The sequence below is a fragment of the Rheinheimera sp. KL1 genome (assembly GCF_001275035.1).
GTDB classification, from domain to species: Bacteria; Pseudomonadota; Gammaproteobacteria; order Enterobacterales; family Alteromonadaceae; genus Pararheinheimera; species Pararheinheimera tangshanensis.
In genome coordinates this window covers 58,020-82,589 of sequence record NZ_LAMX01000012.1, presented here as the reverse complement: position 1 = coordinate 82,589, position 24,570 = coordinate 58,020, and the positions used below count along the sequence as shown (strand labels likewise).

At 46.5% G+C, this 24,570-nt stretch carries 27 protein-coding genes; 18 read left to right on the top strand and 9 right to left on the bottom strand.

What is annotated here, in order from left to right; genetic code table 11:
• Nucleotides 1–198 precede the first annotated feature (198 nt).
• The 5 genes from hppD to WH43_RS05420 all read left to right on the top strand — a co-directional run bounded on the left by hppD (nt 199) and on the right by WH43_RS05420 (nt 4,419).
• On the top strand, nt 199–1,263 hold the full coding sequence (hppD, locus tag WH43_RS05440) for a 4-hydroxyphenylpyruvate dioxygenase (RefSeq protein ID WP_053423635.1): 1,065 nt from the start codon (nt 199–201) through the stop codon (nt 1,261–1,263).
• Between the two features lie 2 nt (nt 1,264–1,265).
• Nucleotides 1,266–2,408: a homogentisate 1,2-dioxygenase gene (locus tag WH43_RS05435; protein ID WP_053423634.1), complete on the top strand. Its 1,143-nt coding sequence runs from the start codon at nt 1,266–1,268 to the stop codon at nt 2,406–2,408.
• Between the two features lie 9 nt (nt 2,409–2,417).
• Nucleotides 2,418–3,434 carry a fumarylacetoacetate hydrolase family protein gene (locus WH43_RS05430; protein ID WP_053423633.1) on the top strand — a complete coding sequence of 339 codons (1,017 nt, stop codon included), beginning with the start codon at nt 2,418–2,420 and terminating at the stop codon, nt 3,432–3,434.
• Between the two features lie 79 nt (nt 3,435–3,513).
• Complete coding sequence (gene maiA / locus WH43_RS05425) at nt 3,514–4,155, top strand: maleylacetoacetate isomerase (RefSeq protein WP_353504783.1); 642 nt, start codon at nt 3,514–3,516, stop codon at nt 4,153–4,155.
• Between the two features lie 60 nt (nt 4,156–4,215).
• Nucleotides 4,216–4,419, top strand: coding sequence for a hypothetical protein (locus tag WH43_RS05420; protein WP_152342791.1), 204 nt, complete (start codon nt 4,216–4,218; stop codon nt 4,417–4,419).
• A 17-nt stretch (nt 4,420–4,436) separates the two neighbouring features.
• Here WH43_RS05420 and WH43_RS05415 read toward each other — a convergent pair whose 3' ends face one another.
• The 3 genes from WH43_RS05415 to gloB all read right to left on the bottom strand — a co-directional run bounded on the left by WH43_RS05415 (nt 4,437) and on the right by gloB (nt 7,360).
• Nucleotides 4,437–4,925 carry a hypothetical protein gene (locus tag WH43_RS05415; RefSeq protein ID WP_053423630.1) on the bottom strand — a complete coding sequence of 163 codons (489 nt, stop codon included), beginning with the start codon at nt 4,923–4,925 and terminating at the stop codon, nt 4,437–4,439.
• A gap of 34 nt (nt 4,926–4,959) precedes the next feature.
• Nucleotides 4,960–6,537, bottom strand: a complete 1,578-nt coding sequence (locus tag WH43_RS05410; RefSeq protein ID WP_053423629.1) for a LysM peptidoglycan-binding domain-containing protein — start codon at nt 6,535–6,537, stop codon at nt 4,960–4,962.
• 67 nt (nt 6,538–6,604) lie between these two features.
• Nucleotides 6,605–7,360 (bottom strand): hydroxyacylglutathione hydrolase, encoded by a 756-nt coding sequence (gloB, locus tag WH43_RS05405; protein WP_053423628.1) that lies wholly within the window; start codon nt 7,358–7,360, stop codon nt 6,605–6,607.
• Between the two features lie 45 nt (nt 7,361–7,405).
• Here gloB and WH43_RS05400 point away from each other — a divergent pair, with 45 nt between their 5' ends.
• A complete protein-coding gene (locus WH43_RS05400) occupies nt 7,406–8,146 on the top strand; it encodes a class I SAM-dependent methyltransferase (RefSeq protein WP_053423627.1) in 741 nt (246 codons plus the stop codon).
• On the opposite strand, the gene WH43_RS05395 is transcribed toward WH43_RS05400, so the two are convergent.
• The 5 genes from WH43_RS05395 to WH43_RS05375 are packed head-to-tail and all read right to left on the bottom strand — an operon-like array spanning nt 8,143 to nt 10,937.
• Nucleotides 8,143–8,598, bottom strand: a complete 456-nt coding sequence (locus WH43_RS05395) for a YaiI/YqxD family protein (RefSeq protein WP_053423626.1) — start codon at nt 8,596–8,598, stop codon at nt 8,143–8,145. The genes WH43_RS05400 and WH43_RS05395 overlap by 4 nt on opposite strands.
• Nucleotides 8,582–9,100: a GNAT family N-acetyltransferase gene (locus tag WH43_RS05390; protein ID WP_053423625.1), complete on the bottom strand. Its 519-nt coding sequence runs from the start codon at nt 9,098–9,100 to the stop codon at nt 8,582–8,584. Before WH43_RS05390 ends, WH43_RS05395 begins: the two co-directional genes overlap by 17 nt.
• Nucleotides 9,097–9,957, bottom strand: a complete 861-nt coding sequence (locus WH43_RS05385; RefSeq protein ID WP_053423624.1) for a TraB/GumN family protein — start codon at nt 9,955–9,957, stop codon at nt 9,097–9,099. The genes WH43_RS05390 and WH43_RS05385 overlap by 4 nt, the downstream gene beginning before the upstream one ends.
• Before the next feature lie 15 nt (nt 9,958–9,972).
• Nucleotides 9,973–10,401 carry an alternative ribosome rescue aminoacyl-tRNA hydrolase ArfB gene (arfB, locus tag WH43_RS05380; RefSeq protein WP_053423623.1) on the bottom strand — a complete coding sequence of 143 codons (429 nt, stop codon included), beginning with the start codon at nt 10,399–10,401 and terminating at the stop codon, nt 9,973–9,975.
• On the bottom strand, nt 10,395–10,937 hold the full coding sequence (locus WH43_RS05375; RefSeq protein ID WP_053423622.1) for a DUF2058 domain-containing protein: 543 nt from the start codon (nt 10,935–10,937) through the stop codon (nt 10,395–10,397). The genes arfB and WH43_RS05375 overlap by 7 nt, the downstream gene beginning before the upstream one ends.
• A gap of 138 nt (nt 10,938–11,075) precedes the next feature.
• On the opposite strand from WH43_RS05375, the gene WH43_RS05370 reads away from it, so the two are divergent.
• Nucleotides 11,076–12,392 (top strand): DEAD/DEAH box helicase, encoded by a 1,317-nt coding sequence (locus WH43_RS05370; protein ID WP_053423621.1) that lies wholly within the window; start codon nt 11,076–11,078, stop codon nt 12,390–12,392.
• Nucleotides 12,393–12,680: 288 nt separating this feature from the next.
• A complete protein-coding gene (locus WH43_RS05365) occupies nt 12,681–12,893 on the top strand; it encodes a cold-shock protein (protein WP_008898286.1) in 213 nt (70 codons plus the stop codon).
• Between the two features lie 126 nt (nt 12,894–13,019).
• Here WH43_RS05365 and dinB read toward each other — a convergent pair whose 3' ends face one another.
• Entirely contained in the window at nt 13,020–14,072 is a 1,053-nt protein-coding gene (gene dinB / locus WH43_RS05360; protein ID WP_053423620.1) for a DNA polymerase IV, read from the bottom strand.
• A gap of 235 nt (nt 14,073–14,307) precedes the next feature.
• Here dinB and glyA point away from each other — a divergent pair, with 235 nt between their 5' ends.
• The 10 genes from glyA (at nt 14,308) to WH43_RS05310 (ending at nt 24,562) form a co-directional block, all read left to right on the top strand.
• Nucleotides 14,308–15,561 (top strand): serine hydroxymethyltransferase, encoded by a 1,254-nt coding sequence (gene glyA, locus WH43_RS05355; RefSeq protein WP_053423619.1) that lies wholly within the window; start codon nt 14,308–14,310, stop codon nt 15,559–15,561.
• Nucleotides 15,562–15,635: 74 nt separating this feature from the next.
• Nucleotides 15,636–16,088, top strand: a complete 453-nt coding sequence (gene nrdR / locus WH43_RS05350; protein ID WP_053423618.1) for a transcriptional regulator NrdR — start codon at nt 15,636–15,638, stop codon at nt 16,086–16,088.
• Nucleotides 16,089–17,213, top strand: a complete 1,125-nt coding sequence (gene ribD / locus WH43_RS05345; protein WP_082335692.1) for a bifunctional diaminohydroxyphosphoribosylaminopyrimidine deaminase/5-amino-6-(5-phosphoribosylamino)uracil reductase RibD — start codon at nt 16,089–16,091, stop codon at nt 17,211–17,213.
• Complete coding sequence (locus WH43_RS05340; RefSeq protein WP_053423617.1) at nt 17,198–17,848, top strand: riboflavin synthase; 651 nt, start codon at nt 17,198–17,200, stop codon at nt 17,846–17,848. The genes ribD and WH43_RS05340 overlap by 16 nt, the downstream gene beginning before the upstream one ends.
• Nucleotides 17,849–17,878: 30 nt before the next feature.
• The gene (ribBA, locus tag WH43_RS05335) at nt 17,879–18,988 is read left to right on the top strand and encodes a bifunctional 3,4-dihydroxy-2-butanone-4-phosphate synthase/GTP cyclohydrolase II (protein ID WP_053423616.1); all 1,110 of its coding nucleotides are present in this window, start codon (nt 17,879–17,881) and stop codon (nt 18,986–18,988) included.
• Nucleotides 18,989–19,117: 129 nt separating this feature from the next.
• Entirely contained in the window at nt 19,118–19,582 is a 465-nt protein-coding gene (ribH, locus tag WH43_RS05330; RefSeq protein ID WP_053423615.1) for a 6,7-dimethyl-8-ribityllumazine synthase, read from the top strand.
• Nucleotides 19,583–19,591: 9 nt separating this feature from the next.
• Entirely contained in the window at nt 19,592–20,005 is a 414-nt protein-coding gene (nusB, locus tag WH43_RS05325) for a transcription antitermination factor NusB (protein WP_046520722.1), read from the top strand.
• A 32-nt stretch (nt 20,006–20,037) separates the two neighbouring features.
• Complete coding sequence (gene thiL, locus WH43_RS05320; protein ID WP_053423614.1) at nt 20,038–20,997, top strand: thiamine-phosphate kinase; 960 nt, start codon at nt 20,038–20,040, stop codon at nt 20,995–20,997.
• On the top strand, nt 20,997–21,491 hold the full coding sequence (locus tag WH43_RS05315) for a phosphatidylglycerophosphatase A family protein (protein ID WP_053423613.1): 495 nt from the start codon (nt 20,997–20,999) through the stop codon (nt 21,489–21,491). Before thiL ends, WH43_RS05315 begins: the two co-directional genes overlap by 1 nt.
• A 32-nt stretch (nt 21,492–21,523) precedes the next feature.
• Nucleotides 21,524–24,562, top strand: coding sequence for a ligand-binding sensor domain-containing protein (locus WH43_RS05310; RefSeq protein ID WP_286049488.1), 3,039 nt, complete (start codon nt 21,524–21,526; stop codon nt 24,560–24,562).
• Nucleotides 24,563–24,570 lie beyond the last annotated feature (8 nt).

Below are 24,570 nucleotides of genomic sequence, written 5' to 3'. Positions count from 1 at the left end.
GCTCTACAAATCAAAGGCCTTAACGCTCGTTTTAGGGCCTTTTTGCTTCATATTTCAGCAAAATGATGTTTTTGTCAGGTTTTTTGTACAAAACAGACCTTTTTTAGCCTTTTAGTCATCCTTCAGGCCTCTCTTCCTTTTTTATCCGGCAAGCGCAAGATAAGCACAAACTTGCCTTATTTTTGTCTGGAGACTTTTATGTTTGATCCTATTAACCCTTTGGGCACCGATGGTTTTGAATTTGTTGAATACACCGCAGCGACAGAGCAGGGTATTGCAGATCTGAAGCAGCTGTTTACATCATTGGGCTTTACTGAAGTGGCTAAGCACCGCTCAAAAGAAGCCTGGTTATACAAACAAGGTGATGTGAATTTTATTGTGAACGGTCAGCCAAATTCTCAGGCTGAGCAGTTTGCCGCAGAACACGGCCCAAGCGTTTGTGCTATGGCGTTTCGCGTGAAAGACGCTGCTGAAGCCCTAAAACATGCCATTGCTAACGGTGCTAAGCCGTATCAGAATCAGGTCGGCCCTATGGAGCTGAATATCCCTGCTGTGTACGGTATAGGTAGCAGCCTGCTGTATTTTGTTGACCGTTATGGCCAAAACTCAGTGTACGACGTGGATTTTAAATTCCACGATAACTGGCAAGCTGAAATGGCAAAAAACCAGGTTGGATTAGAAGTCATTGACCACCTGACGCACAACGTCCGCCGTGGCAATATGGCCGTGTGGGCGGGTTTTTATGAGCGTATAGGTAACTTCCGCGAAATCCGTTATTTTGATATTGAAGGCAAGCTGACGGGCTTAGTGTCTAAGGCGATGACAGCGCCATGTGGCAAAATTCGTATTCCAATCAACGAGTCTTCGGATGATAAATCTCAAATTGAAGAATTTATCCGCGAATACAAAGGCGAAGGTATTCAGCATATCGCCCTGACCACAGATAATATTTACGAGACGGTGCGAACCCTGCGCCAACGTGGTATGGATTTTATGCCAACGCCGGATACTTATTATGAGCGTGTGAACGCCCGTGTAGAGGGGCATACTGAAGATCTGGAGCAGTTAAAACAGCTGCGTATTCTGATTGACGGTGCCCCGATGAAAGACGGTATTTTATTGCAGATCTTTACCCAAACTGTGATTGGCCCAGTATTCTTTGAAATCATCCAGCGTAAAGGCAATGAAGGGTTTGGCGAAGGCAACTTTAAAGCTCTGTTTGAATCCATTGAAGAAGATCAAATTCGCCGTGGAGTGATTTAATTATGCGTAAATGGGCATCTTTTCCGCTAAAAGAAGGTGAAGTTTCCCGTCAGGCTCATGCTGATTTTCCAGACAGAGCCATCTATGAGCGTGAAGTGGGTCGTAGTGGCTTTTTTGGCCCAGCCACCCATTTCCATCATACCCACGCCCCAACGGGCTGGAGTGACTGGGAAGGGCCGTTAAAACCACGTTTGTATAACTTTAACGACATAGCGGGAAATCACAACGTATCGCCATGGCAAGTGCCGACTTTATTGCACAATGCACATTGTAAAATGCGTACCTGGCGTTTAACAGAGTCGATGGATTATCTGGTGCGCAATGCCGACGGTGATGAGCTGCTGTTTGTCCACGAAGGTGCGGCGGAGCTTTTTTGTGACTATGGTCATTTAAGCTTGCGTGATGGTGATTATGTGGTGATCCCACGTTCCACTATGTGGCGTTTAGAAGTGACAGAGCCATTGTTTTTGCTGATGATTGAAGCGACCAACGACTCTTTCCAGTTACCGGAAAAAGGTCTGGTTGGTAATCACGCCATTTTTGACGCAGCGATGATCGACACACCAAAAATAGATGAGGCGTTCAAAGCTCAGTACAGCGAGCAGCAAAGCCGGGTACAGGTGAAACGTCACGGAGAGGTGTCGCAAATTACGTACCCCTACAATCCACTGGATGCCATTGGCTGGCACGGTGATTTGGCGGTGATGCGGATTAACTGGCGGGATATCCGGCCTTTAATGAGCCACAGGTATCACTTACCGCCGTCAGCTCATACTACTTTTGTTGCACAGCGTTTTGTGGTCTGTACTTTTGTACCTCGCCCTATTGAAAGCGATCCGGGCGCATTAAAAGTGCCGTTTTATCATAACAATGACGATTACGACGAAGTGCTGTTTTACCATGCTGGTGATTTCTTCAGCCGTGACAATATCGAGCGTGGCATGGTGACTTTCCACCCTGCAGGCTTTACCCACGGGCCTCATCCCAAAGCCTTTGCTGCGGGCCGTGAGTATAAAAAGAAATTTACCGATGAAGTGGCCGTGATGCTGGACACCCGCGATGCACTTTTTGTCGGGGACGCCGCTTTAGCCACTGAAAACCCGGACTATGTGAATAGCTGGAAAATCAAACCGGCCAGTGTGTAAGGATTAAAAATGAAGTTAGCAAGTTTGAAAAATGGCCAGCGTGATGGCCAGCTCGTGGTCGTCAGCCGTGATTTATCCCGTTGTATGGCAGTGCCTGCTATTGCAACCACTATGCAACAGGCGCTGGATCACTGGTCTGTGGCCGCGCCACAGCTATCAGAAGTCTATCAGGCGCTGAACAGTGGTTCTGTGCAAGGCGAACAAGCTTTTGAGCAAGCGCAGTGTGAATCGCCATTGCCACGCGCTTATCAGTGGGCCGATGGCAGTGCTTATGTTAATCATGTTGAGCTGGTACGCCGTGCCCGTAACTCGGAAATGCCACCGAGTTTCTGGACTGATCCGTTGATGTATCAGGGCGGCTCAGACGATTTTATTGGCCCACGCGATCAGATTGAAGTCGTCAGCGAAGACTATGGCATTGATTTTGAAGGCGAAGTCGCCGTGATCACTGATGACGTGCCTATGGCGGTCAGCGCAGAAGAGGCACGGCATAAAATCCGTCTGGTGATGCTGGTGAACGACGTATCGTTACGGGGGTTAATTCCAAATGAACTGGCCAAAGGCTTTGGTTTCTTTCAATCAAAACCTGCGTCTGCGTTTAGCCCTGTGGCTGTGACACCGGATGAATTAGGCGCAGACTGGCAGGATGCGAAATTGCATTTACCTTTAGTCTCGCATTTAAACGGTAAGCTGTTTGGCAAACCCAATGCTGGTGTCGATATGACCTTTGATTTTGGTCAGTTAGTGGCTCATGCGGCGAAAACCCGTAATTTAGGTGCGGGTGCTGTGATTGGTTCTGGCACAGTGTCGAATAAACAAGGCACTGACTACGGCACTTCTATTGATGAAGGTGGCTTAGGTTACAGCTGTATCGCTGAAATCCGTATGATTGAAACTATCCGCGATGGCGCACCTAAAACTTCTTTTATGAAGTTTGGTGACAGCATCCGGATTGAAATGCTGGATAAAAGCGGCCAATCCATCTTTGGTGCTATAGAGCAAAACGTAGTGAAATACCGAGCTTAATGAGGGTAGATTGATAAGACCAGTCGTTTGACCTGAATGGGACGACTGGCTTTTTTGTATCTGTGTTACAAGGACTGAGATGATGAAATTACACGGTTACTGGCGCTCAAGCGCCGCCTACAGAGTGCGTATTGCGCTGAATTTAAAAGGGCTGCAGGTCGAACATTGCCCTGTCCACCTGGTTAATAATGGCGGAGAGCAACACAGTGCTGGTTATCAGTTGCTTAATCCATCAGAACTGGTACCTACGCTTGAAGAAGGTGAGTTGAGTCTGAATCAATCTTTGGCCATTATTCAGTATCTGGAAGACAGTTACCCGCAAGCGCCTTTGTACCCTGAAGAACCAGCGCAGAAAGCGGCAGTGATGGCTTTTGCATTAGATATCGCCTGCGATATTCACCCTTTGAACAATTTACGGGTACTGCAGTACCTGACAGGGCCTTTGGCTTTGTCTGAAGCACAAAAAATGCAGTGGATAAAACACTGGCTGGCGGTGGGTTTTATTGCTCTGGAGAAACGATTGCAGTTAACGGCAGGACGTTATTGTTTTGGTGATACAGTGACAGTCGCGGATCTGTGTTTAGTACCACAAGTCTATAACGCCTTACGTTTTCAATTGCAGATGACGGATTATCCTCTGATCACTGCCATTTATCAGCGTTGTAATCAGTTGGAAGCCTTTCAAAAAGCCGCTCCTGAGCAGCAAGTGGACGCAGTTTAAGTCGCCTCACTTGACCGTATTTGTTACTCTGCGATTATCGATGTAGTGGGAGAGCGTAGTATGATGAAACTGCCTAAAAAACCTGTCAATGCAGTGCTATTTTATGTAGGGACTTTGGGGTTGCTGACTCAGGTGCTACTGAGTTTCTATCTGCTCACACAAGGCCGTACTATGGATTGGCACTGGTGGTTTCATTGGATGGCCCCCACACTGTGTCTGTTGTGGGGGATAGTTCCAGCTTTGCAATTGCAAAAAGAGGATTAGCCTCAGTTATCGCGGGCTTAGCGGCCAGGGGTATACATACCTTCAATCCGCACTTCGCTGACGCCGTCCTTCGTAAAGTAAAATTTAATTTGCGCCATATTTTTATGAAAAAAATAGGCCGTATTGTCAAACATCAGCACATAACCACCACGAGCCTTTTCTTTATATTTAGGATCGGTGTTTTTGCCGAGTTTAAAGCTGTGTTTACCCAAGGTCCATTCAAAGCCCTGCAAAGGTTGATTGAGCCAATCCGTCACCCAAATTTGTTCTTCCTGATGCAGAACAAGAGCCAGGGTATATTTATCCGGTAACTCAGCGACTTCGACTTCCTGAACTCCGGCTTGAAATACTTCGGTGCCATTTTTCTGAGTAAAAGCAAAGCCAAAGTGCAGACTTTGTTTGCTGCCATCCAGTAACACCAACTGACCATGCCCTGGCAGAGTAAAATAGGCCCAGGATACTGGAGCCCATAGCAACAAGAGTAACGACAGGCCAGATTTAACCATGCAACACCTCAACCCTATTTACGACCCTAGTCTGTCAACTCGCCAGATACAAAGTCAATTGCTGTCCAGGTTGTAAGTACTTATTTGCTTTAATATTATTCCATCTGACAATATCAGCAACTTTTACTTTAAATCGTTGAGCTATGCTGGCCAACGAGTCTCCTGATTTGACTTTATACGTCATACTTTTAGCTGCAGACGCCGATTTTTCCACGGGTTTTGTATAGTAAGTCAAGGTCTGACCAGGCTTGAGCTGTGTGTTGGCAGTGAGCTTATTCCATTTCGTCAGTTGTTCAGTGCTGACTTTGAGCTTTTGGCCTATTTCCCATAAATTATCCCCACTTTTGACCGTATAGCTTTGAGCTTCAGAGCTTGTGGGATGAGCTGCTTTGTCTGGGCGAGCTACTTTCGTAGTCTCCGCCATCTGAGACAGACCCGGAATAATAAGTTGCTGACCTATTTTTAACTGGCTATTACTTAACTGATTCGCTTGCTGTATCGCTTTGACTGACGTTTTATGAGCTGCAGCAATTTTACTTAAACTATCGCCTGACTTGACCTTATAACGGCCTGATGCAGCCACAGGAGCTACTTTTACTTGAGGTAAAGCGGCAAGGTGCTGCTCGATGGAGTCAGGGCTATCGATAGGTACCACCAGCTGGTAATTGGCGCTGGGTACAGTGGTACTTTTAAAGCCAGGATTCAGTCGTCTGATTTCGGCCACACTGATACCTAAGAGATCTGCTGCTTTGTTTAAATCCAGCCCCCTGTTCATAGGAATCACTTTAGTTTGTGGCTGGTTGGCAAGTATCGGCATAGGAATAGCGTACTTTTCTGCATTTTTCAGCAGTTCCGCTAGGGCTAATAATTTGGGGATATAGCTGGTATTTTGTTTAGGCAAATGCAGAGACCAGAAATCTGTCGGTTTTCCTCTGTATTTATTACGTTCAATTGCTTTAAAAACCCGGCCTTCGCCTGCGTTAAAAGCGGCGACAGCGCTGAGCCAGTCCTGCTCTACATTGCTGTACAGATACTGCAAATAGTCCATAGCTGCGCGGCTGGATTCAATCACGTCACGGCGTCCGTCATACCAGGCGTTTTGCTTCAAGCCAAAGTTACGCCCTGTGCCTGAACTAAATTGCCAAATTCCCAGTACACCAGAAAAGGAACCTGCTTTAGGATTGTAAGTACTTTCGACTATAGGCAGCAGTGCCAATTCAAGCGGCATATTGCGCCGCTCCAGCTCAGTGACTATGTGATATAAAAAAGGAGCTGCGTTATCAGAGGCTGTTTTCAGCAGCTTTTGATTGCGGATAAAAAAACGCTTTTGGCTTTCTATATCGTCATTGTCCGGTACTGTTAATAACATTTGATCAGCAATGCGTTGCCACAAATTATCGTACTGAGCTAACTTAGCGTCGGGTTGCAACGGTGAGTTATGTTTCAGCAAGGCATTGGCGACTTGCTGAGCCGACGCTGCTTTATCCTGAATAGGAGCATCTTTGCTTTCATACTGCCCGTCAGCGGAGCCTGCTGTTTTATCCTGTTGGGTTGGAACGGCACAACTGGCCAGCAGTGCAGCCGCTACCGCGACAGATAATTTTTTCAGCATTCGCTTTTCCCAAAATAAAAAATCCGCCTTATGTTACCTGCTCAGCCTTCAAAAGCAAGGTTAGGGATCAAAATCGATCTTTGGCGGATCGTAATGCAGTGAACAGATCCACGGCATTATGTTGTTGCCAGCGGTGTTGCAACCCGACATCTTCAGCCCTTAAAAAGGGATTGATTTGTCGTTGCACAGCAAGGGGAGTAGGCAGCGTAGGTTGCAGCTTTGCTCGTTGCTGTTGACACCAATGTTGATAGCTGGCCAATGTTTGATTATCCGGATCTGCCCAAAGGGCGAACTCCATATTGGCCAGGGTATATTCGTGTGTGGCGTAGATTAATGTTTGATCAGGCAAGGCCAGAATACGCGACAAACTTTGCCACATCTGAGCTGCAGTGCCTTCAAACAAACGACCACAACCTGCGTTAAACAACGTATCACCACAAAACAGAATGGGCGCTGAATAGTAGGCGATATGACCCAAAGTGTGACCCGGAAGTTGCATGACCTGAAAAGTTAAATTGAAATCAGTCAGCTCAAGTTGTTCATTGTCCTCTAACCAATGGTCTGCATAAGGGATTTTGTTTTGTTCTAAAGCCGGTGCATAGACTACAGCATCCGGCCAGAGTTGTTTCAGTGCCAGGATGCCTCCAGTATGATCCGGATGATGGTGGGTGATCAGGATCACAGCGAGCTGTAATTGATGCTGCTGTAAATGCTGTTGCACCACTGCAGCGTCACCGGGATCGACCACCAGCGCCAACTTCGCTTGGCGCAGGCACCAAATATAGTTATCCTTAAAAGCCGCTATGGCGGTGATGTCTTGCATAATGAATACCCATGGCTAACGTTCTGATAAGGTATAGTGTAACGGATGAAACCTGCGTTAAGTTACCACAGTACAGTAGTTCCCAAACAGTGGCAGCAATTGCCGCAAGGGGAACTGATGGCCAAAGCCATAGAAAGGCAATTGAGCCAGTGGTGGCCGAAAATATTCGGCTACCATCTCTTGAAAGTGGGCAGTTTAAGCTGTGCCTTAGATACTTCAGCCTGCGCTATCAAACATCAAATTAACTTAACAGAACAAGCTGAACAGGCCTCAGTGGTCGCAGAGCCCGATGCATTACCTTTTTTAGAACAGTCAATAGATGGGGTATTGTTATCGCATTGTCTGGAGTTTTACCCAGACCCACACCATATAGTGCGTGAAGCTCATCGTGTCCTGATGCCGGATGGTTATCTATTGTTAAGTGGTTATAATCCACTAAGCAGTGCCGGACTGATGAAACTCTGGCCTGGTGTGAAGCAGCAGTTGCCTTGGGCCGGGCGTTTTTTCACGCCATCCCGGGTTAAAGATTGGTTGCATTTACTTGGTTTTGAAGTGATGTATGAACAACGTTTTTTTTGGTCTAGTTTGCTTGGTAAACATAAACCAGATAGCCGTTGGCAACAGTGGTGTGAGACTTATCTGGGCTATTTTGGCGCTTCGTATTTGCTGGTTGCCCGCAAGAGAGTATTACCTTTGACGCCAATCCGGCCTAAATGGCAACGCACTCCAGCTTTTCAAACCTCCGTCAAAGGCATCAGTGCCCGGCAGGGGCTTTATCACGATTAACTGGTTTTGGTCTGCTTTTGGAGCCATTGATCCAGCTGATTGGCAAATTGTTGCTTGTCCTGTGGACCCAGAGGCGCTGGGCCGGACAGCTGAACACCACTGCTGCGTAGCTCTTCCTGCAAATTGCGCATCGTCAGCCGGTCACTAATATTATCTGGCGTCAGTAAGCGGCCTTTGCTGGTAATGCAGAGTGCGCCTTTGGCCACAACAGCTGCGGCCAGCGGAATATCATTGCTGATCAGCAAATCACCGGAACTGATACGCTGTTCAATATAGCGGTCTGCCACATCAAAACCATGCTCTACCTGCACAGCTCTGATGTACGGGCTACGAGGAATTTGCAAGCTGTGGTTAGCCACCAGATACAAAGGCTGCTGTTTTCGTTCAGCGGCCTTAAATAACATCTCTTTTAACACTTTGGGGCAGGAGTCTGCATCAACCCAGATTGGCATCCTGATGATCCTTTAACAGTTGTTTTGCTGCTTTACGGCTTAACTTCATAAAAAACAACAAGGGATCGGCCACACCCGGTTGTTCAGCTTCAACAAAACCTAACTGCTGGTAACACTGCACTGCAATATGGTTTTTACGATAAACAAACAACGAAAAGTCCCGTAGTGGTTGCTGCTGTAAACCTTGTGCAATTAATCCTTTGATTAAGGTTTTGCTATGGCCCTGACCTCGGTTGTCCGGATGGACTAATAAACGGGCCAGATGGTTGCATTCAAAACGGTCGCAGAGTTGGCCAAAGGCGACACGCTGCCTGTGTTGATAAAGCCAATAACTCTGAGTTCCTGGTAAATACAATTGCTGTAAAAATTGTAAAGCGCGGATAGGAAAAGAAAAACCTTCACCGCCCCATTGATCCAGCTCCTGTTGTGAATCAAACCAGTTATGCAGATAAGCCGATTGCTCAGGCGTTACCGGGCTTAGTTGATAAGGCGCATGTTTCATAAGCTGCCTTGTACTTTTGTGATCTGATATCCCTGTTGTGCAAGCTGCTTAATCAAGCCGTCATTGCCCGCCAAATGCAAAGCGCCTACCACAACAAAGACCGGAGTCTGATAACGAGCCTGCACTAATTGTTTAACCCAGGCATTGTTTCTTTTTACAATCAAGCTTTGGTAGATGGCCGGATAACTTTTTAAATCATCCAGATACAAATGCTCAAGTTGTTGCAAATCACCACTGCGCCATGCTTTTCGCATTGCGTCAAAGTCTTCGCTGCTGTCAGTTAAATCTTCCATGGTACTTTTAATCAAGGTTTCAGCACCGCTGTTATTCAGTTCGGTCAGCACGGCCAGATGCTGTTGCATAGTTTCAAGCCCCGTTACTTTTTTTCCAGCTTTTTTCGCTTCATCCTGCAAGTAGGCGTCCACTCCAGGGGCGGTTGCCCCTTGAGCCTGAAGCTGAGTGGTCGTCAGCATCACTGCGGCAAAAGCGGGTTTAAAACGCGTGATCTGCTCAAGCGGAATATTATTCTTTTTACAATAGTCGGCCAGTTGCCTGGCCAGAGGTTCTGACAGTTGTTGCAGCAGATTTTCGCCTGAAGGGTAGGAGTTTAAATCAATCATCTGCTGTATCCCCGCAGGGCTTGACAGCTGTGCCAAATCGGTTTCCAACACCAGGCTATCGCTGTTGTGTAGCGCTTTGAGGTATTCAGGCGGCAAAGGGTAATCGTCAGTACTGAGCAAATGAATGGAGCCTGCCAGATAAAAATGCTCAGGGCCTTTGCTGATTTTCCAAACCCCGTCAGCGAATACAGCACTGCTGAGTAATACGAAAGTAAAAAAGCTAAAAATACGGAACACTACTGAAACCTCTGATTAGTCAAAAGAGCCTACTTTGCCGCGCAATTTTTTGCGCTCTTTATGCTGCGTTTTCTCTTTGAGTCTATCCATGCGCGCACCAAAAGTGGGTTGAGTGGCGCGTCTTTTTTTCGCTTCGAAACTGGCGGATTGTAGTAGTTGTAGTAATTTTGCTACTGCATCCTCTTTATTCATATCCTGGCTACGGTGAGCCTGAGCTTTAATGACAATGACCCCACTTTTGCTGATTCGGTCATCCGGATACTGCAGCAGTTTTTGTTTAAACTCTTCCGGTAAACTGCTGCGGCCTATATCAAAACGCAGTTGCACTGCCGTCGATACTTTATTGACATATTGGCCGCCACTGCCCTGAGCGCGGATAAAGCTGAATTCCAGCTCATCCAGATCAAGCTCAAGACCGGGTTTGACCTGAACTAAAGTTACCACATCAAATCATCCGGGATCTTATAGGCTGCATAAGGATCGTCTTCGGCCTGAACTTCAGCGCTTTGACCTGTGTTATGCAGCACTACAATGGTCTCTGCCAAACGTTGCTGGATTTTTTCTGCCACTTTGACCGGGATCACATAATACTGATCAGACAGCTTGGCGATAGCTGCCTGACCTTTGGTCAATTCTGCATGGATACGGCTGCTGACATACAAACGTTTGACCAGACTACCATCGGTAAAATTAAAAGCGGTTTCCCCTTTGTGTGCAATGGTATTGAGCTCAACCAGTTGTTTCACCTGCGCCGCCAGTGCTTTTTTATCCTGTTCAGCTTTGCGCTGACGGTTTAACTCCTGATCGCGTTGCAATTGCTGTTGTCTGGTTTGCTCGGCAAGCACTGAGGCTTCATTGACCACTGTGCCATTTTTGCCTGCTTGCACTCGTTCTTTATGCTTTTCTTTTTTTATCGCTTTTAGCTTTTTCTCGTTGCCAAGGCCTGCTTTGAGCAATTGTTCCTGCAGTGATTTACTCATAAAAATATCCTGTCTCTTTCATGGCGCTATTGTTTCATGATACAGCTGCGCTGCAAAGAGCTGAAGGGCAGACTAACTGCCGATGCGAAAAATGCGTTATGATAAGGCACTTATATTGAATTTGTCCGGGACCTTATCTTGTTATTTCACGATCTTGCGTTAGACCCTCGTTTAGTCCGTTCTATCCAGCACCTTGGCTTTGCGAAACCAACGCCAATTCAGCAGGAGGCTGTGCCTGCCGCTATGACAGGCAAAGACTTAATGGTTTCTTCGCAAACCGGTTCAGGAAAAACTCTGGCTTACTTGCTGCCGATGATGCAGCGCTTGTTGCGTAGCAGACCGTTATCTAAGCAAGATGCCAGGGCTTTAATTCTAGTGCCAACCCGTGAACTGGCGCATCAGGTGTACGCCAAACTCCGTTTGTTTGTCGCCAATACGCCATTAACCAGCGCTTTAATAGTGGGCGGTGAAAACTTCAATGAGCAAGAAAAAATCCTCAAACGTCAGCCGACTATCATAGTGGCAACGCCGGGTCGTTTTATTGATCACCTGCAGCACAAAACATTTTTTATTCAGGGCCTGGAAATGCTGATTTTAGATGAAGCAGACCGGATGCTGGATCTGGGCTTTATGCCGCAACTGAATGAAATCAATAAAGCTGCTGATCACCGCTTACGCCAAACTCTGATGTTCTCTGCCACTTTAGATCATGCCGAAGTGAATGAGCTGGCAATGTCCTTGTTAAAGTCGCCACACCGGGTTTCTGTCGGCGCTTCTTATCAGCAACACGAAGATATTGAGCAGCGTTGTTATTTTGCCGACCATCTGTCTCACAAAGAGGCTTTATTGGCTTATTTATTGAAGCAGGAACAAGTAAGTCAGCTGATTATTTTTACTGCCACCAGGGAAGATACCGATCGTCTTGCAAAACTTTGTGATTCTATGGGGTACCCTGCTGTAGGTTTGAGTGGCAAACTCACTCAAAGCCAGCGCAATAGTGTGATGCAGAATTTTGCTGCGAACAAATATCAGGTGTTGGTGACGACTGATGTCGCTTCCCGCGGTTTAGATTTATTGCAGGTCAGTCATGTGGTGAACTTTGATTTACCAAAACATGCTGAAGAGTATGTACACCGCATAGGTCGTACTGGCAGAGCCGGAGCTAAAGGGATAGCAATTTCTTTGGTTGGGCCAAAAGACTGGGTCGCTTTTTGTGCCATAGAAAGTTTCTTACGCCGTCCTTTGCCTATGCTCAAAGTGGAGTCTTTACCGGCCAAATTTAAAGGTGTAGACCTGCATGCGCCCGCAAAAGCGGTGAAGAAAACTAAGCCCGTGGTGAAAAAAGCTAAAATAAAATCAACTGATGCAACGCAAAAAGCAAAGCCTGCAGCCAAACCTAATTTTTATCAGGCGGGTGATGATGGCATGGCACCGGTAAAGAAAAAGATCAAATAATTTACAGTAGTATGTTTTTTATTCGGAAAATAGTGCTACACTCAGGTCGTTACTTTGTAGATTTGTTCGACAGTTTTTATTGCAAGCAATTGTTTTGGCTGAAGAATTATTTAGAGTAACTGGAACGGCCAAAACCAGAAAACTATTTTTCTGTCGGATCAGTAATAGCTATTGACCACTTTGTCGGGTTCACTGATAATGGGGTCGTAATATGTACTAGCTCGAACACGGCCGGTAATATTTAAGTCGCCAAACAATTGGCAAATTTAGTTAAAGTAAGAGAATGTTATGTCACAATTAATTTCCGGTACCGTTAAGTGGTTCAACGAAGATAAAGGTTTTGGTTTCATCGAGCGTGAAGGCGGCAAAGACGTATTCGTACATTTCCGCGCTATCAATGGCACAGGCCGCAGAACTTTAGTTGAAGGTCAACGCGTAACTTTCGAAGTTACTGAAGGCCAAAAAGGTCCTCAGGCTGAGAACGTAACTGTTACCGGTTAATAGTTTTCTGAAAAAGAGCCAACTTTAAGTTGGCTTTTTTTATGTCCGAAATTCAGTGATTATCTTCCGCAACCAATTGTTTTAACTAGTTAATTATAAATTTATGAGATTTTCTTTACTTGAATATCAAAGCTCTAGTGACAACTGAGCCTGAGCTTCCTGCGCCTTTAATCCAACATGAATACCCACCAACCGTACTTTTTTACCCTGACCTCTGTGCCATGCTTGCTCTAATAATTGTTTTAAACTGGCCATATCTAATTCGGGTTGTTGTTTCTCAATAGTCGTTTGCTGAAAATCGGCAAATTTTAGTTTAATACCAATTTTTTGAATATGAGCACTAGCTTCACAGCGTTCAATACGACGTCGAAGTTTAGGTAACAGTTCAGATAAACTTTGTTGACCTGCATTCAGATCCGGTAGATCTTCAGTATAAGTGTGTTCAACAGCAACAGATTTACGCGGGTAATCGTTCTGCACATCACGGCTATCGCGGCCAAAACTACGTTCTATCAAGGTTTCAGCAAAACTTCCAAAGTGTTTAACCAGTGTATGCAAAGGCGCATTTTGAATATCAACGCATTTGTAAAAACCTAAAGTTGCCAGTCGCTCAGCAGTTTTTTTGCCAACACCAGGGATTTTATGTAAAGGCAGGAATTTTACGAAGTCGCTGACTTTTTCGGGCGGTAAGACAAATAAACCATCAGGTTTGTTTTCATCACTGGCGATTTTGGCGAGGAATTTATTCGGCGCTACACCAGCAGACGCTGTTAGGCCTGTTTCGGCAAAAATAACCCGACGAATATCCTCAGCGATAAGTGTCGCGCTGCCTGAAAATAAACTACTGTCGCTGACATCTAAGTAGGCTTCATCTAAGGATAAAGGCTCCACTTTGTCGGTGTAGCGATGAAAAATAGCCTGAATTTGTAGGCTGGCTGCTTTGTATTTTTCCATATTGCCAGGTAATAACAATAGGTGAGGGCAGAGCTTTAAAGCCTGACCTGTCGGCATGGCGGAGCGCACGCCATAGACCCGGGCAGGGTAGTTACAGGTACTGATTACACCCCGTTCAGTGCGACTGCCACCTATAGCTAACGGAATAGTGCGCCAGTCAGGTCTGTCCCGCATCTCTACTGCAGCGAAGAAACAGTCCATGTCGATATGAATGATTTTTTTCATTTACAAAGCACTGTTGGTTTATACAGTTGTATAATTGACCAGTTTTGGCTTTTTGTAAAGCCAGACACTGGTTTTATTTACAGTTGCTGCTATGACTCCACCGACCACCCATCTGAAACTTGGTTTTAGAAGTTTAGATGGCTACTTTATAGCTGCATCTTTGACGGATTCCATGTAGAATACAGCGCAGTTTTTTTGTAAATAGCCTGGCCCTTTTGGCCACCTGGGAGCAAGCATGTTAAAGCGCGAAATGAACATTGCCGATTTTGATCCGGAATTATGGCAATCCATTACCAACGAAACCCAACGTCAGGAAGATCACATTGAGCTGATCGCTTCTGAAAACTATGCCAGCCCACGTGTATTGCAGGCTCAGGGTTCTCAGTTAACGAACAAATATGCTGAAGGTTACCCGCATAAACGTTATTACGGTGGTTGTGAGTACGTGGACGTGGCTGAAGATTTAGCTATCGCCCGTGCGAAGGAATTGTTTGGTGCCGATTACGCAAACGTGCAACCGCACTCAGGTTCGCAGGCGAACTCAGCGGTATTTTTAGCTTTATTAAACGCAGGCGACACCATTTTAGGGATGAGCCTGGCGCACGGTGGTCACTTAACTCATGGTGCATCTGTCAGCTCTTCAGGTAAGTTGTACAAAGCTGTGCAATACGGTCTGCACCCAGAAACTGGTGTGATTGATTATGCTCAGGCTGAAGCTTTAGCGCTCGAACACAAGCCAAAACTCATCATCGCTGGTTTCTCAGCTTACTCAGGCATTATCGATTGGCAGAAATTCCGTGAAATCGCGGATAAAGTGGGCGCTTACCTGATGGTCGATATGGCTCATGTGGCAGGTTTAGTGGCGGCTGGCTTGTATCCAAACCCAGTGCCTGTAGCTGATGTAGTCACTACCACGACACACAAAACCTTAGCTGGTCCGCGTGGTGGTTTAATTCTGGCGCGTAAAAACGAAGAGATCGAAAAGAAACTCAACTCTGCCGTTTTCCCTGGTGGTCAGGGCGGTCCTTTGATGCACGTCATTGCGGCAAAAGCTGTAGCGTTCAAAGAAGCATTGCAACCAGAGTTTAAAGTGTATCAGCAACAAGTGCTGAAAAACGCTGTGGCTATGTGCGATGAAATGATCAAACGTGGCTATAAAATTGTGTCTGGCGGCACGCAAAACCACTTATTCCTGATGGATTTAATCGACAAAGACATCACCGGGAAAGAAGCGGACGCTTGGTTGGGGCAGGCTCATATCACAGTGAACAAAAACTCAGTGCCAAACGACCCGCGCTCTCCATTTGTCACCAGTGGTTTACGTATCGGTACTCCGGCTATTACCCGTCGTGGTTTTAAAGAAGCTGAAGCTCGTTTAGTGGCTAGCCTGATCTGTGACGTGCTGGACAGCCGCGGTGACGCTGGCGTCATCGACAAAGTGCGTGCGCAGGTGTCAGAGGTTTGTCGCCGTTTACCTGTTTATGCCTGATTGCCCGCTATGACTGAGCAAAGATAGAGTGTTATGATGGCTGCTTAATGCGGCCATTTTTTTCGGAGAATTCCGTGTTTTGTCCTTTTTGTCGTGCCGACGATACCAAAGTGATTGACTCCCGTTTAGTGGCGGAGGGGTCTCAAGTAAAAAGAAGACGTGAATGTGGCGCCTGCCATGAGCGTTTTACCACCTTTGAAGCTGCAGAGTTGGTGATGCCTCGTATCGTAAAACGTGATGGTTCCCGCGAGCCTTATAACGAGGCGAAGCTTCGCAGTGGCGTAATGCGTGCGCTGGAAAAACGCCCAGTCCCTACAGAGCAGATTGAATCTTTGATCAGCAAAGTAGAGAGCTTATTGCGTGCTACAGGCGAGCGTGAAGTACCAAGCCAGTTGCTGGGCACGCTGATTATGGATGAGCTGGTGAAACTGGATAAAGTGGCGTACGTGCGTTTTGCATCCGTCTACCGTTCTTTTAAAGATATCCGTGAGTTTGGCGAAGAAATTGCCCGACTTGGAGATGACTAAGTGAGCTTTTCCGAACTTGATAAGCACTATATGGCGCGCGCGATAGAGCTTGCTGCCCAGGGGCGTTTTACCACTGCGCCTAATCCTAATGTTGGCTCTGTCATAGTCCGGGATGGCGAGATAGTCGGTGAAGGTTACCATCGTCAGGCTGGTGGGCCCCATGCTGAAGTATTCGCCTTGCGTCAGGCAGAGCATCTCGCTTCAGGTGCAACCTGTTATGTCACCTTAGAGCCTTGTAGTCATTATGGCCGCACTGGTCCTTGTGCTTTGGCCTTGGTCAACGCTGGCGTAAAAAAAGTGGTAGTGGCGATGCTTGACCCTAATCCTTTAGTGGCTGGGCGTGGTATTCAAATTCTGCAAGATGCAGGCATTGAAGTTCAGATTGGTCTATTAGAAGAGCAAGCCCGTGCATTAAATCCAGGCTTTTTAAGCAGGATGGAGCGGCAAAAACCTTATATCCGACTTAAACTCGCTACCAGTCTGGACGGACGTATTGCCCTTGCTAATGGTAAGAGTCAGTGGATCAGCTCTCCAGAGTCCCGTTTTGATGTGCAGCTGATGCGAGCACAAGCTCATGCCATTTTGTCGACTGCTACCACTGTGCTGGCGGACAATGCCCGTTTAACAGTCCGCTTTGAAGGCTTGGCTATAACCTCTTTGGAGGATGGCTCTGTGCGTCAGCCCATTCGGGTCATTTTAGACCGCGGCCTGAAATTAACAGGTCGGGAGCTTTTATTTTCGCAAAATGGCCCCATAGTGCTGGTGCATGATAAGCACTATAAACCCAGATTTGAGCACCCGCAGGTGCGTTTTATTGCTGTGGATGCGGATGAGTCGGGGCTGAATTTAAGCGAATTAATGCCTGTTTTAGCATCAGAAAATATCAATGATTTGTGGGTAGAAGCCGGCGCTGTGCTCGCTGGTTCTTTGTGGCAGGCGGGGTTAGTGGATGAACTGATTATCTACCAGGCGCCTGTGCTTCTGGGGGATAAAGCCAAGGCCATGCTGCAGTTACCAAGTTACAGTGAGCTTTGTCAGGCTCAACATTTTGTATGGACTTCAGTTGAGAGACTGGGGCCTGATTTAAAATTAACAGCAAGGTTAGAGCCATGTTTACCGGAATAATCGAAGCTACGGGGAAAATCAGCGCTATTAAAGCGTCAGGTGTTGATTTAAAGCTGACTATTGAATCAGACAGTCTGGATTTTACTGATGTGAAATTGGGCGACAGTATTGCCAGTAATGGCGTGTGTTTGACCGTAACCTCGCTACATGGCAAAAGTTTTACTGCCGATGTGTCAGGCGAAACCGTCAAACGGACTTTGTTTGGCCAGTACAAAGCTGGGCAGTTACTGAACCTGGAAAAAGCCTTGCTCTCCACTGGGCGCTTAGGTGGTCATCTGGTCAGCGGCCATGTCGATGGCATCAGCAGTGTTGAAAAAATTGAAAAGTTTGGCGAAGCCTGGCAGGTCTGGGTAAAAATGCCAAAAGACTTAGCACATTACATCGCTGAAAAAGGCTCTATTACGGTGGATGGCATCAGCCTGACCGTCAACGAATTAAGTTCCAGTGCTTTTCGTTTAACCATAGTGCCTCATACGGCACGGGAAACTACTTTGATGACCCTGAAAGCCGGCAGTCAAGTGCATCTGGAAGTAGATTTAATAGCGCGTTATTTAGAACGTTTACTGCAAGGCCGCGAAGGGTCTGGCAGTAAAGGCGTGACTATGGATTTATTGCAACAACGTGGTTTTTTATAACGCAGTAAGGCCCGGGGCCTGAGGTGAAGTATGCAACTGAATACACCAGCAGAAATTATTGAAGATATTCGTCAGGGCAAAATGGTTATTCTGATGGATGACGAAGACCGCGAAAACGAAGGCGATTTAGTGATGGCGGCCGAATACGTCACGCCTGATGCAGTGAATTTTATGGCCACTCACGGCCGTGGTTTAATTTGTTTAACGCTGACGAAAAGGCGCTGCGAGCAGTTAAAGCTGCCTCTGATGGTGGACAAAAACTTATCACCATTTTCGACCGCTTTCACCTTATCTATTGAGGCGGCTGAAGGTGTCACTACAGGTATTTCGGCAGCTGACCGTGCCCGCACTGTGAAAGCTGCAGTGGCCCGTGATGCCAAACCAACAGATATTGTCTACCCTGGCCATATTTTCCCTTTAATGGCTCAGGACGGCGGTGTCTTAGTGCGTGCCGGTCATACCGAAGCGGGTTGTGATTTAGCGCGGATGGCGGGTTTAGAACCAGCGGCTATGATTGTTGAGATTTTAAATGAAGACGGCACTATGGCGCGTCGTCCTGACTTAGAAATTTTTGCGCAAAAACACGGTATTAAAATTGGCACCATCGCTGATTTAATTGAATATCGTAACTTACATGAAACCACTATTGAACAAGTCGCCAGCTGCCAGTTACCCACTGAATTTGGTGAGTTTAATCTGGTCACTTTCCGTGACACCATCGACAATCAAATTCATTTTGCTCTGGTTAAAGGTGTAGTTGAAGCAGAGCAACCTACGTTAGTCCGCGTGCATTTACACAATACCTTCAGTGATTTGTTGTTATCCGACCGTGGTGCCAATCGTAGTTTTTCTTTGCACTGTGCCATGAAGCGTATTGCCGATGAAGGTGGTGTGCTGGTGCTGTTAGGTAAAAATGAAAGCAGCGAAGAGCTGATGCAGATGGTGCAAAACTTTGAAGCAGAAGATAAAGGTGAAAAAGCGAAGACCGATCTGTGGAAAGGCACCTCACGTAACGTGGGGGTCGGTTCACAAATTCTTGCTAGTTTAGGCGTAAAAAAAATGCGTTTATTAAGCGCGCCGAAAAAATACCACGCGCTCTCAGGTTTTGGTCTGGAAGTCGTGGACTATGTGTCTGAATAAGACTCTGTAACAACTGCTGCAGAAACAGTAGCAGGGGACGGGCTATCTTGTGTTATCATGGCGCCCGTTTTTTTGAATTCTGGTGTTTAAAACCATTTTTTTGCAGCTAAATTGCAATAAGGATCTCCAATGCAGGTGATTGAAGCAGGCTTAACCGCTAAAGGTAAAAAATTTGCCATCGTTGTGGCCAGATTCAACAGCTTTATTGTCGAAAGTTTATTAGACGGTGCTGTAGATACCTTAAAACGTGTTGGTGACGTCGCTGATCAAGACATCACTGTGGTTCGTATCCCTGGCGCTTTTGAAATGCCATTAGCTGTACAAAAAGTTGCAGCCAGTGGTAAGTATGACGCGATCATCGCTTTAGGTGCCGTGATCCGTGGTGGTACACCGCATTTTGAATATGTAGCTGGCGAGTGCACCAAGGGCCTGGCTCAGGTCATGATGCAGCACAGTGTTCCTGTTGCTTTTGGTGTGTTAACGGTGGACAGTATTGAACAAGCCGTAGAGCGTGCCGGCACTAAAATGGGCAATAAAGGTGGTGAAGCCGCTATGTCTGCTTTAGAAATGGTAAACGTTCTCTCTCAGTTGTAGGATTTGTTGATGAAACCTAATGCGCGTCGTTTAGCCCGTTCTTTAGCCGTTCAGGGAGTTTATAGCTGGCAAGTCAGCAAGAACCCTGTGGGTGATATTGAACAGCAGTTATTGCTGGAACAGAACACCAAACATCTGGACGTGGGCTATTTCCAGGATATTTTGCGTGGTGTGGCTGTGAATCATCCTGTATTGGATGAAGCAGTAAAGCCGTTTTTAGATCGTCCATTTGAAGAAATTGATCTGGTCGAAAAAGCCATATTACGAGTATCAGCCTATGAGCTGAAATACCGTCTGGATGTGCCTTACAAGGTGGTGATCAACGAAGCCATCGAACTGGCGAAAGCCTTTGCTGCCGATGACAGTCACAAGTTTGTTAACGGCATACTTGATAAAGCCGTCAAACGCCTGCGAACCGAATAAAAAATGGAGAGCCGGCGTAAGTCGGCTTTTTTATGGGTGAATTTGAGTTAATTCAACGTTGTTTTGCTGAAGCGGGCCGTAAACGCACGGACGTTACCATTGGTATTGGTGACGACGGTGCTGTCGTGCAGGTGCGTGAAGGCTGTGATCTGGTGATCACCACTGACAGTATGGTCGAAGGTATCCATTTTTTTCCGGACGTCGATCCGCGCTCGCTTGGGCATAAATTGGTGGCAGTGAATGTCAGCGATTTAGCAGCTATGGGCGCTGAGCCCTGCTGGTTGTCGCTAGCCTTAACTTTACCTAAAGTGGATGAAGACTGGTTAACCGCTTTTGCTGAGGGGTTAAGCGAAACGGCAGATTACTACAACTGTCAGCTGATAGGCGGTGATACGACCCGTGGCCCTTTAAGTTTAACCATGATCGCCAAAGGGGTAGTGCCCAAAGACAAAGCAATAACCCGTGCTGGTGCGCAAAATGGCGATTACCTCTATGTTACTGGTACCTTGGGTGATGCTGCTTTAGGTTTACAACTGGTGCAGAATAAAGTTGAAGTCAGCAAAAAACACCGTGCTCATATTTTGCAACGTTTTCATTATCCAACAGCTCGTGTGGCTTTAGGTCAGGCGCTGCGCAACATCGCAAGTTCAGCTATGGATGTGTCAGATGGTTTGGCTGGTGATTTGCTGCATATTCTAAGGCGCTCTAAAGTTGGCGCAGTTGTGGATGTGACTAAGTTACCTTTGTCTCAGGCGCTAAAAGACAGTTGCGATGCGGAGCAAGCCTTGAAGTATGCTTTGTCTGGTGGCGAAGATTACGAACTGCTGTTTACCGTGCCTGAGAATCGCCGTGGCTCTTTAGAAGTCTTATTGTCTCCTTATGGTGTGCCTGTCACTTGTATTGGCCGCATTACAGGGGCTGTAGGTAAGCTGGAATTTAAGCAAGGCGATGTTCCTTTTGCTTACCAGCATCAGGGCTTTGAGCACTTTTAATGACTTTCACTGAACGACAAAAGCCTCAGTTTGACCTGAAAAAATGGACTCATTTCCTTGCTTTGGGTTTTGGTTCTGGTCTGGCACCTAAAGCTCCCGGTACTTTTGGGACTTTAGCTGCGTTACCGCTGATTTATCTGCAATCCTTACTGATCCCGCAGCTTGCCCTGATTTGGGTACTTTTTGTTTTTGTATTGGGCTGTCATGTCTGTGGCCAAACCGCCAAAGACATAGGTGAACATGATCATGGCGCCATCGTCTGGGATGAAGTTGCGGGTTACAGTCTGGCGATGTGGTGTATCCCGTTTCAGTGGCAGTATATTTTGCTTGGTTTTTTACTTTTCCGCTTTTTTGATATCGTCAAACCCTGGCCTATTCGCGTGTTGGACAAAAAAGTCCATGGCGGCTTTGGTATTATGATTGACGATATGTTGGCCGGTTTCTTTAGCTGGCTCATTCTGTTCGTACTGGTGCAGTGGCAAGCTTTTAGTTAATATAAATTTTTCCCTGCTACCCGGTGATTTTTGTGCGTTTTGCGCTCTTGGTTTTTTTAGCTTTTCTCTCTATGACTGCGTTCGGTCAGGGCCAGTTTGGTTCAATTTATGATTTTGATATCAAACACTGGAACAGTGCTGATGGGTTGTCTTCCAATTCGGTCAGGGCTGTCAGTCAGGATCAACAAGGCTATTTGTGGATCGGCACTTTATATGGTTTAAATCGTTTTGATGGCCATCACTTTACCCAGTTCAGCACCAAAACCAGTCGTCAACTTGCCAGTAACTCCATCAATAAACTGCTGTTAGATCAACAAGGTTATATGTGGGTCGGCACTAAGGCAGGTTTATCAGGTTTTAACCCTCAGACTCTAAAATTTGACCGTTATCCTATTTTGGCTGAAGTGACCTCCATGGTACAGGTCGCCCCCGATGAATTATGGGTTGCTGCTGAAAATCTGTTCAGGGTCAAGCAAGGTAAAGTCAGCCGTATTCATAGCATTAAAGAAGCTGTAGTACAGATGGAAAAGGCAGGCAATGCGGTATGGGTAAGCACAGCCCGCTCTTTGTATAAGCTGGATGCACAAGGACAAACGCAGCAAATTCTGTTACCTGATGAGCTGCAACAACATCCACTGTATGATTTAAGCTGGTTTAATGACAGCCTGCATTTTGCCAGCGAATCAGGTTATTTCCATCTGGACGAGCAACAGCAGGTTGTGCGATGCACTCTGCCTGGTGCAGACAATTCCGCGGTATATAAATTGTTTCGGGATAGCTCAGGCAACGATTGGATCTCCGGCTACAACAAATTACATCACCGTCAGGTCGGACAGGGATGGCAGCAAATCAGTGCCGAAGAGCTCGGAAGTTCGCCCTGGTTCAGCGATATCTTCGAGGACAGAGACCATAATATTTGGATGGCCAGTTTTAGCGAGGGATTGTATCGGGCTTCTCCGGGAAAAATGCGCCGGGTGGTAGGGCAGGGTCAGGAGGATGTTGTGGTGCGCAGCGTGCGTTATTCTGCGCGTTTAAACAGCCTTTTAGTCGCGACTCAGACCAATGTTGGCTTATTAAAAGCGGATCAGCATTTTATTGAATTGGTGAATCATCAGGCGCTTGGTCAGAGCACAGTTTTTGACTTTTATGACAGAAACAACCAGCTGTGGCTGGGTACAGACAATGGGTTGCTGCTGTACAATTTTGATGATCAAAGTATTAGCCGTCCTTTTAAGGAATTAGCCTCCAGTGCCATTCGGGTGGTGCAACCTCATGCGCAAACGGGTCTGTGGTTTGGGGGTTCCAGTGGTCTATATCACTACGATGGTAAAACTCTGCTTGCTGCGCCTTTTAACGCCGATCTGGAATCGGGTTTTGTTACTGTCATTGAAGTTCAGGGACAAGACTTACTTATTGGCACGACCAGCGGTTTGTATTGGTATCAGCAGGACAAATTAAACAGAGTCGGGCTTGGGACTCCGCTGTTTGGAGCTTATATCACCAGTGTATTAACCTTGCCCGATCAACAAATGCTTATTGCTACCTTAGATGATGGTTTATTTATCAAAACAGCTCAGGGGCAATGGCAACAATACGATAGCAGCAATGGGTTGCCTTTGGATCCGGTGATCAGTTTATGGTACGACAGGGACTCTGACTATGTATGGGCCAGCAGCTTAAAAGGAGTCTTCAGATTTAAGCCAGCCGCAGGAGGTGATGGCAGACCTCCATTAAGTTTCGAATTGATCTTATCTCCTTATGACCGACAGTTGGGTACGGCCCCTGGTCGCTGCTGCAATGGCGCAGGTCATAGCAAAGTTGCTAAATGGCTGGACCAATTGTGGTATCCCAGTTTAAAAGGTTTGGTGGCTGTACCATTGCAGTTAAAAATGGCGCCAGACAGAGCATTGCAGCCTTTGCTGCAGGAAGTGACTGGCCAGAAATCTTATGCTTTGCTACCCGATCAACGTCAGTTAGTCTTAGACATGTCTGATCGGAATATCAGTATCAGCTATAGCGCGCTGGAATTTATCAAAGCCAATGCTATTGAGTTTCGCTATCAGCTCAAAGGCTTTGATACTGAGTGGCAAAAAGTAGGGCAACGTCGCGAGGCTATTTATACCAACCTGCCGCCAGGCAGTTATCAATTTATTGTTCAGGCTCGTTACAGCAGTCAAAACTGGACAGAGCGGCAGCAACTCATGCTGGATTTGGTTGTTCCCAGATTGTTTACCGAGACTGTGGTCTATAAGGGATTATGGTTATTGTTGGTGGTATTAGCTTTATACGGCTTAGCCTGGTTATGGCGACGTAATGCGGTGATGCAGCAGCTGGAGTTGAGTAAACTGGTACGTTTGCGTACCGCAGAGCTTGAAAGCAGCAATGCCCGTTTGTATGAACTTAACGAGCAGCTGTCGCAATTGACACACAAAGATACTTTAACAGGACTTCGAAATCGTCGTTTCCTGTTCGAACAACTGCCTAAAGATATAGAGCAATACCAACACAACAGAGATGCGATGTTGCAACAAGGTAAATGTATAGCCCTGCTGCAGTTGGATATGGATAATTTTAAATCTATCAATGATTTATACGGTAACAGTGCAGGGGATAGCGTCTTGCAGCAAATCAGTGGTTTATTGCTGCGCGAAAGCCGCGGTGCTGATTATGTGGTGCGATACGCTGGTGAGCAGTTTGTGCTGGTGCTGCGGGATGTTGAATTTGCGTCAGTACGTGATGTGGCACTGCAACTGAACCAACTGGTTGCGAATGCTCATTTTCAGATCCCGGACGGCCGGACTGTGTCTTTAACCTGTTCTATTGGTTATAGTTGTTTTCCACTGGAATTATTAGGCGGGCAGCTGATTTCCTGGGAGATTTCGTTGCAACTGTCTGAAATCGCGTTACGTAAGGTCAAACAATCGGGCCGCAATGGCTGTGCTACTTTAGGTTTTGATCCTCAGGTAGACGCTTTTGAGTTTGAAGATTCAGGGCATATTGATGTGCAGATTGAAAAACTGCTGGCCGATGGTTTAGCCTGGTTTGAAGTGAAAAACTATTTAGGTTCATAGCCTTAGTT